Origin of the sequence: Croceicoccus marinus, from assembly GCF_001661675.2 — a bacterium.
Classification (GTDB): domain Bacteria; phylum Pseudomonadota; class Alphaproteobacteria; order Sphingomonadales; family Sphingomonadaceae; genus Croceicoccus; species Croceicoccus marinus.
In genome coordinates this window covers 803902-818162 of sequence record NZ_CP019602.1, presented here as the reverse complement: position 1 = coordinate 818162, position 14261 = coordinate 803902, and the positions used below count along the sequence as shown (strand labels likewise).

Annotated in this window: 12 protein-coding genes and 1 other RNA gene; 1 reads left to right on the top strand and 12 read right to left on the bottom strand. The window is 68.3% G+C overall.

Annotated features, from left to right (window positions below; translation table 11 throughout):
* Positions 1-60 precede the first annotated feature (60 nt).
* The 4 genes from A9D14_RS03920 to A9D14_RS03905 are packed head-to-tail and all read right to left on the bottom strand — an operon-like array spanning position 61 to position 4621.
* Positions 61-1398, bottom strand: coding sequence for a M20 metallopeptidase family protein (locus A9D14_RS03920; RefSeq protein ID WP_066843101.1), 1338 nt, complete (start codon positions 1396-1398; stop codon positions 61-63).
* 59 nt (positions 1399-1457) lie between these two features.
* Complete coding sequence (locus A9D14_RS03915; RefSeq protein ID WP_066843099.1) at positions 1458-2093, bottom strand: glutathione S-transferase; 636 nt, start codon at positions 2091-2093, stop codon at positions 1458-1460.
* Complete coding sequence (trhO, locus tag A9D14_RS03910) at positions 2086-3081, bottom strand: oxygen-dependent tRNA uridine(34) hydroxylase TrhO (RefSeq protein ID WP_066843097.1); 996 nt, start codon at positions 3079-3081, stop codon at positions 2086-2088. Before trhO ends, A9D14_RS03915 begins: the two co-directional genes overlap by 8 nt.
* A 31-nt stretch (positions 3082-3112) precedes the next feature.
* Complete coding sequence (locus tag A9D14_RS03905) at positions 3113-4621, bottom strand: PAS domain-containing protein (RefSeq protein ID WP_066843094.1); 1509 nt, start codon at positions 4619-4621, stop codon at positions 3113-3115.
* A 194-nt stretch (positions 4622-4815) separates the two neighbouring features.
* Between A9D14_RS03905 and A9D14_RS03900 the strand changes: the two genes are divergently transcribed.
* Entirely contained in the window at positions 4816-5079 is a 264-nt protein-coding gene (locus A9D14_RS03900; RefSeq protein WP_066843092.1) for a hypothetical protein, read from the top strand.
* Positions 5080-5086: 7 nt separating this feature from the next.
* Here A9D14_RS03900 and A9D14_RS03895 read toward each other — a convergent pair whose 3' ends face one another.
* The 8 genes from A9D14_RS03895 to hrpB all read right to left on the bottom strand — a co-directional run bounded on the left by A9D14_RS03895 (position 5087) and on the right by hrpB (position 14246).
* The gene (locus A9D14_RS03895) at positions 5087-5314 is read right to left on the bottom strand and encodes a hypothetical protein (RefSeq protein ID WP_087910453.1); all 228 of its coding nucleotides are present in this window, start codon (positions 5312-5314) and stop codon (positions 5087-5089) included.
* Positions 5315-5403: 89 nt separating this feature from the next.
* Positions 5404-6450 carry an ACP S-malonyltransferase gene (locus A9D14_RS03890; protein WP_066843089.1) on the bottom strand — a complete coding sequence of 349 codons (1047 nt, stop codon included), beginning with the start codon at positions 6448-6450 and terminating at the stop codon, positions 5404-5406.
* Positions 6451-6474: 24 nt separating this feature from the next.
* Positions 6475-8691: a thiamine pyrophosphate-dependent enzyme gene (locus A9D14_RS03885; protein WP_066843088.1), complete on the bottom strand. Its 2217-nt coding sequence runs from the start codon at positions 8689-8691 to the stop codon at positions 6475-6477.
* Between the two features lie 14 nt (positions 8692-8705).
* On the bottom strand, positions 8706-9920 hold the full coding sequence (locus A9D14_RS03880) for an acyl-CoA dehydrogenase (protein ID WP_066843086.1): 1215 nt from the start codon (positions 9918-9920) through the stop codon (positions 8706-8708).
* A gap of 157 nt (positions 9921-10077) precedes the next feature.
* Complete coding sequence (locus tag A9D14_RS03875) at positions 10078-11253, bottom strand: BaiN/RdsA family NAD(P)/FAD-dependent oxidoreductase (RefSeq protein ID WP_066843084.1); 1176 nt, start codon at positions 11251-11253, stop codon at positions 10078-10080.
* A 47-nt stretch (positions 11254-11300) separates the two neighbouring features.
* Positions 11301-11395, bottom strand: an RNA gene (gene ffs, locus A9D14_RS03870) — signal recognition particle sRNA small type.
* Positions 11396-11466: 71 nt separating this feature from the next.
* Positions 11467-11745, bottom strand: a complete 279-nt coding sequence (locus A9D14_RS03865) for an ETC complex I subunit (protein WP_066843081.1) — start codon at positions 11743-11745, stop codon at positions 11467-11469.
* Between the two features lie 50 nt (positions 11746-11795).
* Entirely contained in the window at positions 11796-14246 is a 2451-nt protein-coding gene (hrpB, locus tag A9D14_RS03860; RefSeq protein ID WP_066843079.1) for an ATP-dependent helicase HrpB, read from the bottom strand.
* Between the last annotated feature and the right edge of the window lie 15 nt (positions 14247-14261).

Genomic DNA, 14261 nt, shown 5'->3' with positions numbered 1-14261 from the left:
AACTCGCCGGGGCGGCGATAGTTCTGTCCGCTGCGTAAAACTTGCGAAAAGATGCCCTGCCTAGTTCGCGCCGGGCTTCATCAGCGTAAGGGCCGACTGCGCCAGCACAGTCGCGCCGGTTTCGACAACGGCATCGGCGTCCGGCGCCCAGAACGGGCTGTGGAGCGAGGGCAGCGTCATCTCGCCCGCTTCGGATTTCGCCCAGTTCTCGGCGCTGACCCCGCCGACCCAGAAGATCACCGACTGGACATGGTCGGGATCCGCGCGGCGATAGCGGCTGAAATCCTCGCCCCCCATCACGGCGGGGGTCTCGATCACCCGCGCCTCGCCGATGGCGGATTGCATGACGGGGACCAGCCGCTCGACCAGTTCGGGGTTGTTGTAGGTGGCGGGCGTGAAGGCCGGGTCCACGGTGACGACCGGCATCTTGTCGTCGGGCATGCCGGCCGCGATCGCCTCTCCGCGCGCGATGCGTTCGATGCCCTTCAGCAGGCCGTCGCGCGATTCGTCGGAATAGCTGCGCACGGTCAGCTGCAGCTTCACCTCGTCGGGGATGATGTTGTGCTTGGCCCCGCCGTGGATGGCGCCGACGGTGACGACCGCGGGCTCCTGCGGGTTCTGCTCGCGGCTGACCAGCGTCTGGAGCCGCGTCACGATCGCGCTGGCCAGCACGACCGGGTCCTTGGTGGTGTGGGGATAGGCGCCGTGGCCGCCGACGCCGGGAATGGTGACATCGACCGAATCGACATTGGCCAGCGCATAGCCCGAGGCATAGCCGACCACGCCCGCCGGGATCTGCGCGGCGTCGTGGAAGGCGATGGCGTAATCGGGCTTGGGAAACCGGTCGTACAGGCCGTCCTCGAGCATGGCGGCGGCGCCCTCGCCCACTTCCTCGCCCGGCTGGCCGATCACGACCAGCGTGCCGCTCCATTCGTCCTTGCGCTGGGCCAGCTGTTTCGCCGCGCCGATCAGGCCGGCCATGTGGGTGTCGTGGCCGCAGGCGTGCATCACGCCGCTGACGACGCCCGAACGCGCGGTGGCAGTGACTTCGGAGGCATAGGGCAGCCCCGTCTGCTCGGTCACCGGCAGCGCGTCCATGTCGGCGCGCAGCAACACGGTGGGGCCTGCACCGTTTTCCATCACCGCGACGACGCCGGTCTGGCCCACGCCTTCGGTCACTTCATAGCCCATGCCGCGCAGCAGCCCCGCGAGCCGCGCGGCGGTCTGCGTCTCCTGCATCGAAAGCTCGGGATTGGCGTGCAGCTCGCGGTAGAGTTCCATCAGCTCGGGCATGTCACGCTCGATGCTGTCGGTCAGGCTTTGCGCGGCGGCGGGATTGGCGAAGGCCAGCGTGGAAGCGGCGGCGGCCAGCGTGGCTGCGATGGTTTTGATGTGCATGGCGAGGACGATAGCGCGGCGGCGGCCGGTTGCAAGCCCGCGGAGCACGGCGATGTGCGTTACGCGGGCACTGGCGCGAAGCGGATCGGTTCGTCGCCTTCGGTCCATGGCTGGTGGCGGACCATGATCGCCTTGAACAGCGGCGATTCGAGATGGCCCGACAGCCATTTGCGCAGGTGCGGCATGGGCAGCCCGGCGAACCAGTCGCGGTCGACCGCGGCGAACTGGCGCACGAAGGGAAATATCGCGGCGTCCGCCATGCCGCGAACGGGTCCGCACAGCTGGCCCCGGGCGGCGATCCGCGCGTCCAGTTCGCCCAGGAAGCCCAGCGCGCTTTCGCGGTGCGCCAGCGAATCCGAACCGTGGCGGTCGGGGTATTTGTAGCGGTCGAGGTCGTGCTTGAAGGTGCCGTCGTTGGCCGCGATCAGATAGCGATCGTCGCGGTCCAGCCAGCCTTCGGGATCGCGGCGCGACAGCGACCAGCGCATGATGTCGATGCTTTCGTCGATCGGCCCTGCGCCCGGCGGGACCAGCACCGGCACCGTGCCCTTGGGCGAGGCTGCCAGCAAGGCGTTGGGCTTGTTCGACAGCTTCACCTCGCGCATTTCGCAGGCCGTGCCGCTGATCGCCAGCGCCGACCGCGCGCGCATCGCATAGGGGCAGCGGCGGAAGCTGTAGAGGACGGGGTCAGCCATCCTCCTTCTCCAGGGCGTCTTTTTCCAGAACCGCGCCGACATGCGCCATGCCGCGTGCCGCAGCCAGCGTCTCCTGCCGGTGGCGTTCGCGATAGGCGGCGCGCTGGTCGTCGCTACGTGTCGCGTGGCAGGCGGGGCAGCTGACGCCTTCCTCGTACAGCGGCGAGGCCATGTCTTCGTCGCCGACCGGGCGGCGGCAGGCGTGGCACAGGCCGTAGCTGCCCCGTTCCAGCCCATGGCGCACGGTGACGCGCTGGTCGAAGACGAAACATTCGCCGCGCCACAGGCTTTCCTCTTCGGGCACGGTTTCGAGATATCTGAGGATGCCGCCCTTCAGGTGGAACACCTCGTCCACGCCCTCCTGCTTGAGGAAGGCGGTCGATTTCTCGCAGCGGATGCCGCCGGTGCAGAACATGGCGACCCTGCGTGCCTTTCCTTCCCCCAGCAGGCGTTCGCGTTCGGCGCGGAACCAGGCGGGGAAATCACGGAAGCTGGCGGTTTTGGGGTCGATGGCGCGGTCGAAGGTGCCGACCGCGACCTCGTAATCGTTGCGCGTGTCGATCACGATGGTGTCCGGATCGGCGATCAGCGCGTTCCAGTCCTGCGGCTCGACATAGGTGCCCACGCTTCGGTTGGGGTCGATGCCGGGCTGGCCCATGGTCACGATCTCGCGCTTCAGCCGCACCTTCATGCGGTGGAACGGCATGGACGCGGCGGCGGAGAACTTGACGTCGAGCGCGGCGCAGCCGGGGAGCGCGCGGACATGGTCGAGCACCGCGGCAATGGCGGGTTCGGTTCCGGCGATGGTGCCATTGATCCCCTCGCCCGCCAGCAGCAGCGTGCCGCGCACGCCGTGGCGGCGGCACACGCCCTCAAGCGGAGCGCGCAGCGCGGCGGGATCGGCGAAGCGCGTGAATCGATAAAGCGCCGCCACGGTGAGCGGCCGGGGGGAAGCGCGGGACGGCGTCGTCGTGCCAGTGTCGGTCATGGCGGCCCCATAGCGGACCGAAGGCCGCGCGTCAGCCTGCCGATGCCTGCCGGGGCGGATTGGCTGAGGCTTGTCCGGATGCCGCCGCCTCGCCTTCGCGTTCGAGGACGATCCGGCGGGGCGCGTCGGGGATGGTCAACTCGATCTCGCACAGCAGCCCCTCGCGCCGGTAATCGAGCGAAGCATGGCCGTCGTGCTGGGTGACGAAGCCGTGTTCGATCAGCCTGGTGCCAAAGCCGGTGCGTTCGGGCTTTTCGACCGGGGGACCGCCGGTCTCGCGCCAGCAGATCGTGAGCCGCTGGTCATCGCCGCGCGGTTCGACCGACCAGTCGACCAGCACGCGCCCGTCATCGGACGCCAGCGCGCCATATTTGATCGCATTGGTGCATAATTCGTGGATCGTCATCGCCAGCGCTACGCCGATCTGCGGCTTCAGCGTGACGGCGGGGCCGGTGAGATCGAAGCGCGCGATATCGTCCCCCGTGGCCGCCGAAATCGCCGAGGTCAGCGTGTCGCGCAGCAGCGCCGATTCCCAGTTTTCGCGGGTCAGCAGATCGTGCGCGGATGCCAGCGCGTGCAGCCGCTGCGCGAAGATGCGCCGCGCCTCGCCATCGGTGTCGATCTTGCGGAAAGACTGGCTGGCCAGCCCCTGCACCACCGCCAGCGTGTTCTTGACGCGGTGGTTCAGCTCGCTGATCAGCAGTTCCTGCCGGTGCTGGGCGCGCACCATCTCGGTAACGTCATTTCCCTGCACGAATATGCCCGACGCCGCCCCATCCTGTTCCAGGATCGGCTGGAAGATGAAGTCGAGGAACGATTGCTCTCGGCGGCCCTCGATCTCGAGGAAGATTTCCACTCCGCGGCCGGCATGGGGTTTACCGCTGGCGATCACCTCGTCGAGCAGGCGCACGAAGCCCTGTTCGACCACTTCGGGCAGCGCTTCGGCCACCGGCTTGCCGTTGAGGTGGTCGCGCCCCACCAGCTGGCGATAGGCGATATTGGCCATCCGGAACCTGTGGTCCGGCCCCTCCAGCACGGCAATGAAGCCGGGCGCCTGCTCGAACATGCGGCGCAGCCGTTCGGTCTGCGCCTCGAGGTCGGAATTGCGCGCCTGCACCGCGCTGGCGCGCTGGACCAGCCCCATCTGGTCGCGCATCCGGCGCAGCCCGTGCAGTTCGGTGACGTCGACCGTGTGCTGCAGTATGAACGCCGTCTTCCCGTCCTTGCAGACCGGGGTATGGGTCGCGCTCCAGTACCGCTCGGCCATGGTGCCGTCGGGACCCGCGATGTCGTAGCGGATCAGCGCGATCTCGTCCGCCTCGCCCGTGCTGGCCACATGGGTCAGGGAATCGAGCAGCAGGTCGTGGCTTTCGGTGCCCGGCTCGCTTGGAAAGGCATCGAACATCTTCCGGCCCGTAATCGCATCGCGCGACGACATGGTGACGCGCAGATAGGCGTCGTTCATCCAGACGATCCGCAGATCGGTGTCGAGCACGACATAGGGATTGGGCGAGAGCGAGAATAGTGCTTCGAAATTCATGCGGTCGGCATTCCCGGGAAATGGCGTGGAACGCTGCGCCTCGCCGCGTGGTCGTCCCCCTTTGGCGCCGCATCGGCGACAGGATGCCCTTGGTGGGACGGATGCGGCCGAAAAACAAGCCCATTGCCCCACGCCTCATATGGTTCTGTCTTGAAAGGCTTGGTGCTGGCGCGGCGAGGGCGTAGGACGCTGCGATGGATTTCGACGAACAATTGCGCCGTTATTTCGGAACGTCCGACATGGCCGCCGTGCCGCCCGCCGCGCGCGAGGCGGGGATCGAGCACATGCGGGTGGACCTGGGCCTTGCGGCCCAGCCGGCGCAGCGCTTCGTGCTGTGGGCGCTGCTTCATACGCTGGGGTCGGCGCCCGACCTGGATGTCGCGTTCAAGGACGAGAGCGAGCGCGAGGCGGCACGCAACCTGATGGACCTGCTGGGCGCGGCCGATCGGGAGGAGTGATGCAGGACTAGGAGCCAGGCCCGCCGCGCAGCATGTCGAGCGCGCGCTTGACCGACAGGATCGGGCGGGCGCAGCCGTCATGATACAGGCCGTTCAGCATCCGCAGCCGCTCGTCTCCCTCGTCGAAGCGCACCTCGGCGGTGCGCTCGCCCGGCGAGATCGTCTGCTGGCAGCTGTGGCAATGCGGCTTCGACGGTTCCCCGCCGGGGCCGGGATAGGTCAGGTCCATGAACATCGAGCGCCGTTCTCCTTGTCCCGGCAGGCTTCGCGCGACCGGACCAAGAGATGTTACGCCTCGGCGTCTGAGTTTCTGCTTAACAAATGCTATTGCCCGCGTTCAGCCTTGGCGACGGCGCCGCGCTGGTCGGCCATGCCCATCGCGGCGAGCAGGCCGGTGGCGTCCTGCTCCCGCCGGAAATCGCCGCGCCCGCGCATCTGCCGCCAATCCGCCACGATCAGCGATTGCGCCACCGCCCCGCCCAGAGTGGTGCCGGGGCCGAGGATGATGAACAGTTCGGGCGCGAATTCGCGCGCGGCGACGGTGACGGCGCGGGTGAAATCATATGGCTGCGTGACCTGCGCGCCCAGCGTGTAGTCGTAGAGCGCCTGAGGGTCGCTGGCGCCGGGCCACCAGATGCGGCCATTGCCGTCGACCAGAGGGGTTTCGGGCTGTCCGAACAGGTCGGAGCCCAGAGCTTCGCGTCCGCGCGCGGCGACCGGTTCCTGCATCGGCGTGTGGAACGCTGCGTGATTGGGAAGCCGCATCGGAAAGCGCTGCTGCGCGGGTTCGACCGACTGTTCGAACGCCTGCAGCCCGGCGCTGTCGCCTGCCAGCACCAGCATGCCGCCAAGGTCGATGGAGAGGTGAAGCTGGCAGTCCGGCTTTGCCCCGATACGGGCGGTCAGGTCTAGGAGGTCGCGCTTGCGGGCGAGATCGGGCACCCAGTCCTCGCCCATCCATGGATGGATCAGTTGGCCGCCGATCAGCGCCTGCTGCATCAGCGTGCCCATGGTGTTGGCGACGCGGAAACCGTCCTGCGGCGACAGCGCGCCGCCGCAGGCCAGCGCGCTGTACCAGCCCATCGAATTGCCGGTGACGGCGACGATCTCGACCCTTTCGCGGTCGATGGAAAGATAGTCACCATAGGACGCCGCGAAGATCAGGCCCGAGGCATTGTCGCCGCGCGTGTGCCTTGCGGGCGAGAACCGGTCCGCCGTGTCGAGCGCGGTCAGCGTGTCCTGCCCTGCCGCGGTGCGCTGCGCGTCGAATTCGGTCAGCAGGCGCGGATCCGGGAAATGGCGCGCAAGATAGCCGAGTTCGCCCGCGTTATAGGTGCCGCGGCCCGGGCAGATGACGACGGCGGTTTTCATGGGGCGGTTCTCATGGGACGGTTTTCATCGCGCGCGCTCCATCAGCGCCGTGGCGGCTTCGACGATGGAGTGGCGCGAGGGCATGGTCGCGGCATAGGCGGGTCCGGTCGGGATGAAGCTGTCCTGCGCGGTGAGGCGCGATTTCGGCAGGTCGGTGTGCTCGTCCAGCAGCGCCATCAACGCCTCGGCCACGCCGCCGGTGCGGCGCGTTTCGTCGACGATCAACGCGGCGCGGCAGTCGCGGGCGGCCTGCGCGATGGCCTCGGCCGGGAGGGGGGAGAGCCAGCGTATGTCGATGATGCGCGCGTCTATGCCCTTTTCCGCCAGCAGGGGCAGCGCCTGACGGGCGAGAAAGGCGCCATTGGCGAAGGTCACGATGGCCAGATCGCGGCCCTCCCCCCCATTTTCTGCGCCGTGGACGCCGACCTCGCCCAGCGCGATGGCTTCGTCGGCGTCGGGATAGTGCGTCAGCCAGCCGCCGTCGCCAGCCTCGTGCAAGTCGCGCGTCGCATAGAGCGCGATGGGTTCGAGGAACACGACCAGCCGCTGTTCCTCGCGCGCCAGCCTTACGCATTCGCGCAGCATCAGCGCGGCGTCGCGCCCGTTCGACGGCGCGCAGAGGATCAACCCTGGAATGTCGCGCAGCACCGCCACCGAATTGTCGTTGTGGAAATGCCCGCCGAAGCCGCGCTGGTATCCGAAGCCCGAGATGCGCACGACCATCGGATTGGTGAACTGCCCGTCCGAGAAGAACGGCAGGGTCGCCGCCTCGCCCCGCAGCTGGTCCTCGGCATTGTGGAGATAGGCGAGGAACTGGATTTCGGGGATCGGCAGGAAACCGTTCTGCGCCACGCCGATGGCGAGGCCGAGGATCGCCTGTTCGTCGAGCAGCGTGTCGATCACGCGGTCCTTGCCGAAGCGCGCCGACAGCCTTTGCGTGATGCCGTAATTGCCGCCCTTCCTCGCGATATCCTCGCCCATCATCACGATGTCGGAGTGCGAGAGCATCAGGTCGGTCAGCGCCAGATTGATCATCTTGCCCATCGGCTGCGGCTTTTGCAGCGCGGCCATGTCGCTGCCGAAGACGCCTTCGCGCAAGGCCGGATCGGGCGCGGGCAGCGGGCGGCAGTCGCGTCCGGGCGGGATCAGGCTTTGCATCACCTGGGTGGCGGTCTGCAGGCGCGGGCGTTGCACCACCTGTGTGGCGATGCGGGCGACGCGCGCGGCGGTGTCGGTGTAGATCGCCAGCGCTTCGGCGGGCTCCATGATCTCGGCCTCGGCCAGCTGGCGGACCATGTGGAGCAGCGGGTCGTTCGCTTCCTCGGCCTCGACCTCTTCGCGCGACAGATAGGCCATCGCCATGTCCGCGCCGGCGTGACCATAGAGGCGGATCGTGCGCATGTGGAGGAAAGCGGGCTTGCGGCGGTTGCGGACGTAGGCCGCGGCCTCACGCGCGGCGGCATAGGTCTGGAACATGTCCAGCCCGTCGCAGGCGAAAAAACGGATACCGGGGCGGTTTTCGAAATTGGCGCGGATCCAGCCGCCGGGCGTCTTGGTCGAGATGCCGATGCCGTTATCCTCGCACACGAACAGCAGCGGCAGCGGGATCGACTGGTAGCTGGTCCACGCCGCCGTGTTGAACGCCCCTTGCGCGGTGGAATGGTTGACCGAGGCATCGCCGAACGAGCACACCGCGATCGACCCGTCCGCCATCGCGCGGAATTCGGGCGGGCGGCGGCGGGCGAGGCCCAGCGAATAGGCCGCGCCGACCGCCTTGGGCAGATGGCTGGCGATGGTCGAGGTCTGCGGCGGGATATTCAGCGCCTTCGATCCCAGCACCTTGTGCCGCCCGCCCGAGATCGGATCCTCGCCGCTGCAGGCATAGGACAGCAGCATGTCCCATGCCGTGGTCTGGCCGCCAAGCTGCTCGGCGCGCTGGATCTGGAATGCGGCGTCGCGGTAATGGAGGAAAGCGGTGTCGGCCGGATCCAGCGCGGCGGCCAGCGCGCCCATGCCTTCGTGGCCCGACGGGCCGATGGTGTAGTAACCCTGCCCTGCCGCCTGCATCCTGCGGCTCTCGCGGTCGAGCGCGCGGGTCAGGCAGGCGCTGCGGTAGACCTGGACGGCGGTGATGTCGTCCAGCGGACCCGAGGGCGGCGAACCTTGCGGGAAATCGCCCGCCGCGACGCGCCGCAGGAAATTTTCATGGACGACGGCGACGCGGTCGTTGGGATTGGCCATGGGGCGGCGACCTTTTAGAAGAACGCTTGGATGCCCGTCTGCGCGCGGCCCAGGATCAGCGCATGGACGTCATGCGTGCCCTCGTATGTGTTGACCGTTTCCAGGTTCACCATGTGGCGGATCACCTGGTACTCGCCCGAAATGCCGTTGCCGCCGTGCATGTCGCGGGCCGTGCGCGCGATGTCGAGCGCCTTGCCGCAATTGTTGCGCTTGGCGAGCGAGATCATCTCGGGCGCGGCCTTGCCTTCGTCCATCAGCCGCCCGATGCGCAGCGAGGCCTGCAGGCCCAGCGCGATCTCGGTCTGCATGTTGGCGAGTTTCAACTGGAACAATTGCGTGCCCGCCAGCGGTTTGTCGAACTGCTTGCGTTCGAGGCCGTATTCGCGCGCCGCGTGCCAGCAGAATTCCGCCGCGCCCATCACGCCCCACGAAATGCCATAGCGCGCGCGGTTGAGGCAGCCGAACGGGCCCTTCAGCCCCTCGACATTCGGCAGCAGCGCGTCTTCGCCCACTTCGACATCGTCCATCGCGATCTGGCCGGTGATCGAGGCGCGCAGCGACAGCTTGCCCTCGATCCTGGGGGCCGACAGACCCTTCATCCCCTTTTCCAGCACGAAGCCGCGGATCTTGCCGCCATGCGCCTCGGACTTGGCCCAGACGACGAAGACGTCGGCGATGGGGGAGTTGGAGATCCAGGTCTTGGTGCCGTTCAGCACATAGCCGCCGCCCGTCTTGCGCGCGGTGGTGCGCATGCCCGCAGGATCGGAGCCCGCATCGGGTTCGGTGAGGCCAAAGCAGCCGATCAGTTCGCCGCTGGCAAGGCCGGGGAGATATTTGCGGTGCTGCTCGGGCGATCCGTAGGCGTGTATCGGATACATCACCAGGCTGGACTGCACGCTCATCATCGAGCGGTAGCCCGAATCGACCCGCTCGACCTCGCGCGCGATCAGGCCATAGGTGACATAGCCTGCGCCCAGGCCCCCGAATTCCTCGGGGATGGTTGCGCCCAGCAGGCCCGCCGCGCCCATTTCAGGGAAGATCGCGGGATCGGTATGTTCGTTCTGGAACGCCTCGATCACGCGGGGCTGCAGCTTGCTCTGCGCGAACTCATGCGCGGCATCGCGCAGCATGCGCTCGTCCTCGGTAAGCTGGTCTTCCAGCAGGAACGGATCCGCCCAGTCGAAAGCGGCGAGCGAGGGGCCGTGGCCCGTGGCGTGTCCGTCGGACATGTGCGTGTTCTCTCCAATTGTCCGGGCCAATTGCCCAGCTGCGCGCGTCTGCCGGCTCGCCTCCTGCATGCCAAAGCGCAAACGGGCTTTGGTTGCAAGTGTAACCGGGGTTGCAAGTGTAACCGGCGCGGCGGCGTTTCGCCAACCGAGATGGGCGCTAGATCGCCTCGCCGCAAGCGTAGCCGCTGGCCCACGCCCACTGGAAGTTATAGCCGCCGAGCCAGCCGGTGACGTCCACCGCCTCGCCGATGGCATAGAGGCCGGGGCGCTTTTTGGATTCCATGGTCTGCGAGGACAATTCGGCGGTGGCGATGCCGCCGATTGTGACCTCGGCCTTGGCAAAGCCTTCGCTGCCGCTGGGGGTGAAGGGCCAGCGCGCAAGGCGTTCCTGCGCGGCGCGCAGACGCTTGTCGGCCAGTTCCTGCAGCGGGCCGTCGAGTTCGAGCTTCTCCGCAAGGACGGCGGCGAGCCGTTCGGGCAGCGCCTCGGCCAGCAGGTTGCGGAACATGCGGCGCGGCTGTTCGCGCTTGGCGGTGAGGAGCCAGTCGGCGGGGCGATCGGGGAAGAAGTCGATGGCGATGCTCTCACCCGGCCGCCAGTAGCTGGAGATCTGCAGGATCGCGGGGCCGGACAGGCCGCGGTGGGTGAATAGCGCCGCCTCGCGGAACCGCGTCTTGCCCGCGATGGCGGTGACGTCGCTGGATACGCCCGACAGTTCGCGGAACAGCAGGTCCTCGCCCTTCAGCGTCAGCGGGACCAGCGCGGGGCGCGGTTCGACGACTTTCAGGCCGAACTGGCGAGCAAGGTCATAGGCGAAGCCGGTCGCGCCCATCTTGGGGATCGACGGCCCGCCGGTGGCGATCACCAGCTTTGGCGCGGTGAAAATGCCGTCCTGCGTTTGGGCCGCGTAGTTTTCGCCGTCGTGGCTGATGGACGCGATGTCCTGCCCCAGCGCGAATGTGCCGCCTGCGCGCTCGACCTCGTCCACCAGCATGTCGACGATCTGGCGCGCCGAGCCGTCGCAGAACAGCTGGCCCAGCGTCTTTTCGTGCCATTCGATGCCATGCGCCTCGACAAGGCTGAGGAAGTCGCGCGCCGTGTAGCGGCTGAGCGCCGATTTCACGAAATGCGGATTGGCCGAGAGGAAGCGGTCGGGCGCGGTGTGGATATTGGTGAAATTGCACCGACCGCCGCCCGAGATCAGGATCTTGGCGCCGGGTTTCGCGGTCTTTTCGATCACCAGCACGCGCTTTCCGCGCTGGCCCGCGCGCATGGCGCACATCATGCCCGCCGCGCCTGCGCCCATTATCATGGCGTCATACCGGTCGGTCATGGCGTGATCGTCCTGCCGACAGGCTCGATAGCCGACATGCTGGGTGGGAAAAAGGAGCCGAGCGACCCGCAGCAATCCGTTGTGGCTGCTTCCTTCCGGACCTGACCAGGTTGGCGAACGCGAACGTCCGCCCGACTCCCGGTGGGCCATATGGCGGGGGTCGGCGCGGAAAGCAAGGGGCTGCTTGTGCGGCCCCCTCTACGCCTGTGGAACCTAGCGGAAATTGTCGGCGTAGGCCTGGATCTTCAGCCGCTTGGGCGGGGTGGCGATGACATGCGCGTCGATGCCGTATTTCTCGGCATAGGCGACCGCCGCGTCCTTGTCGGGGAACGACAGCTGCACCTGCTGCTGCGTGTCGCCCGACCCGGCCCAGCCCATCAGCGGGTCCGGGCGCTTCGCCTCTGCCGGTACGAAATCGAGCACCCAGTCGGAGGTGCGGGCCTTGCCCGATTGCATGGCGTTCTTGGGGCGCTGATAGATACGTGCTGGCATGGCGTTTCGTTGGCTCAAGCGGGCGCGAAAATCAAGCGGGATCGCATCGATCAGCGTCCCCGCTCGAACGCGTTCTTCGTCTTGAGGCTGGGGGCTTCCTCCCACGGGCGGTCGGGCCAGCGGTGCCTGGGATAGCGGCCCTTCATGTCCTTGGCGACGTCGGCCCAGCTGCCGCGCCAGAAACCGGGCAGGTCGCGCGTCGCCTGAAGCGGGCGGCCCGCGGGGCTGGTCAGGTGGAGCAGCAGCGGCGTGTCCTGCCCCTTCGGCCCGATCATCGGATGGCGGTCGAGGCCGAACAGCGCCTGCACGCGCACCTCGACCTGCGGCGCTCCGTCGCTTTCGTAATCGATGGCATGATGCGTGCCCGCAGGCGTCACGAATTCGCGCGGGGCCAGCCGGTCGAGCGCCTGCCGCTGGTCCCAGTCGAGCAGGTTCAGCAGCGCATCGGTCAGCGCGCCTTTCGGCAGTTTCAGGTCGCGCCTTTTGCCCAGCAGCGGGCGCGCCCAGAGTTCGGCGGATCCGGCCAGCGCTTCGGGCGCGAACGCATCGATCCCCGCATGGCGCGCGCGGGCGAGCAGCGCCTGCGGAAGATGTTTTGCCGGATCCTCCAACAGCTTTTCCACAAGGAGGTCCACAATCGCCTCGGCATCGGGGTCGGGGTCGGGCCCGGTCGCCAGCGTGATCGCGCCCAGCCTGCGTTCCTGCCGCGCCTCGACCCGCTGTTCGCCCGCGTTCCAGCGGAGAAGATGGCGGCGTTCGATCTGGCGGCCCAATGCCTGCTCGACCTCGGCTTCCTCCAGCGGCCATGCTGCCGTGATGCGCGCGCCTTTCGCCTGGCCCTGTGCGTCGCCGATCGCCAGCCACTCGCCGCGCGCCAGGGGCGACGTGGGATCGAGGATGAAGCCGCGCCCGCCCGCGCTGATCCAGTTCTCGCCGCTGGCGTCGCGGCGCCGGGCCACATGGCCGGGCATGGCGAGCGCGAGATGGAGGCCGGGGTGACCGCCCGGGGCGTGTCGGCAGCGTTCCACGATAGTGGCGGCGCGCCTGGCCCAGCCTGCGGCCAGCTTGCGTGCCTGCTCCGGCTTGCCCCCGCCCTGCCCGTCCCAGCGCATCAGGCGCTGGTGAAGATCCTCGCCCCGTCCGCCAAGCGCGCGTTCCTGCAGCAGAAGGGCCAGCCGTGCCGCCGCTTCGGCTTCGCCCGCGCGTGCGCCATGGAGGACCAGCGCGCCATGCACAGGGTCCATCGGCAGGCTGGCCAAAGCCTCGCCGAACGGGGTGACGCGGTTATCGGCATCCAGCGCGCCCAGGGCCCGCAATCGTTCGCGCGCGCCCGACACCAAAGCGGCGGGCGGTCCGTCGAGCCAGCGCAGCGCGGCGGGATCACGCTCTCCGATACGCGCCAGGGTCAGCACCAGCGGGGCGAGATCGGCAGTGGTGATCTCGGGCGGGTCGTAGGCGGGGCGGCCCGCGTGGGCGGCCTCTTCCCACAGGCGATAGGCGGTGCCTGCCTGCTGGCGCGCGGCGCGGCCTGCGCACTGGTCGGACGCGGCGCGGCTGGACTGGCGGGTGACGAGATGGCTGGTGCCCGCCGCCACGTCGAAAGTCGCGTGGCGGGACAGGCCCGAATCGACCACCACCGATACGCCGTCCAATGTCAGCGAGGTTTCCGCGATGGCAGTGGCCAGCACGATGCGGCGGCGGCCCTGCGCGTCCTTGCGGATCGCCTCGCGCTGGGCGGCGGGTTCGCACTGGCCGTGGAGCGGCAGGATCGGCGTGCCGGCCAGCCGTTCCTCGAGCCGTTCGCGCACACGCTCGATCTCGCCCACGCCGGGGAGGAAGGCGAGGATGTCGCCGCCGGGTTCATTGGCTGTTTCGCGCCATGCGGTCAGCAGCGCGCTTGCCATGCGGTCCTCGATCCGGCGGGCGGGGTCGCTGCCCAGCCAGCGCAGTTCCAGCGGCCAGGCTTTTCCTGCGCTTTCCAGCACCGGGGTATCGGGGCCCATCAGCGCCGCGAAGCGCGCGCCGTCGATGGTGGCGCTCATCACCAGCAGGCGCAGATCCTCGCGCAGCACCTCCTGCGTCTGCAGCGCCAGCGCGAGGCCGAGGTCGGAATCGAGATGGCGTTCATGCGCCTCGTCGAACAGCACGGCGGAGACGCCCGCCAGTTCGGGGTCCTGCGCGATAGCGTTGACGAAGATCGCCTCGGTCATGACGACCACGCGGGTTTTCGCGCCGGTCTTGCTGTCCATGCGGGTGCGATAGCCGATGGTCTCGCCCGGCTTTTCGTTCAGCATCTGCGCCATGCGTTCGGCGGCGGCACGGGCGGCGACGCGCCGGGGGGACAGGACCCAGACCTGTCCCGAACACCACGGCTGGTCGATCAGCGCGGGTGGAACCGCGGTGGTCTTGCCCGCGCCGGGCGGCGCGACCAGCACCGCGTTCGGGCCGGCACGCAGCGCGGCCAGCAGGTCGGGCAGGATTTCTTGAACAGGCAGGCTCATCAGCGCCCGCCTAAA

Bases quoted from the DNA above. Each gene is read 5' to 3' on its own strand.
- A9D14_RS03920 (WP_066843101.1), bottom strand. From the start codon at position 1,398: ATGCACATCAAAACCATCGCAGCCACGCTGGCCGCCGCCGCTTCCACG.
- A9D14_RS03915 (WP_066843099.1), bottom strand. From the start codon at position 2,093: ATGGCTGACCCCGTCCTCTACAGCTTCCGCCGCTGCCCCTATGCGATG.
- trhO (WP_066843097.1), bottom strand. From the start codon at position 3,081: ATGACCGACACTGGCACGACGACGCCGTCCCGCGCTTCCCCCCGGCCG.
- A9D14_RS03905 (WP_066843094.1), bottom strand. From the start codon at position 4,621: ATGAATTTCGAAGCACTATTCTCGCTCTCGCCCAATCCCTATGTCGTG.
- A9D14_RS03900 (WP_066843092.1), top strand. From the start codon at position 4,816: ATGGATTTCGACGAACAATTGCGCCGTTATTTCGGAACGTCCGACATG.
- A9D14_RS03895 (WP_087910453.1), bottom strand. From the start codon at position 5,314: ATGTTCATGGACCTGACCTATCCCGGCCCCGGCGGGGAACCGTCGAAG.
- A9D14_RS03890 (WP_066843089.1), bottom strand. From the start codon at position 6,450: ATGAAAACCGCCGTCGTCATCTGCCCGGGCCGCGGCACCTATAACGCG.
- A9D14_RS03885 (WP_066843088.1), bottom strand. From the start codon at position 8,691: ATGGCCAATCCCAACGACCGCGTCGCCGTCGTCCATGAAAATTTCCTG.
- A9D14_RS03880 (WP_066843086.1), bottom strand. From the start codon at position 9,920: ATGTCCGACGGACACGCCACGGGCCACGGCCCCTCGCTCGCCGCTTTC.
- A9D14_RS03875 (WP_066843084.1), bottom strand. From the start codon at position 11,253: ATGACCGACCGGTATGACGCCATGATAATGGGCGCAGGCGCGGCGGGC.
- A9D14_RS03865 (WP_066843081.1), bottom strand. From the start codon at position 11,745: ATGCCAGCACGTATCTATCAGCGCCCCAAGAACGCCATGCAATCGGGC.
- hrpB (WP_066843079.1), bottom strand. From the start codon at position 14,246: ATGAGCCTGCCTGTTCAAGAAATCCTGCCCGACCTGCTGGCCGCGCTG.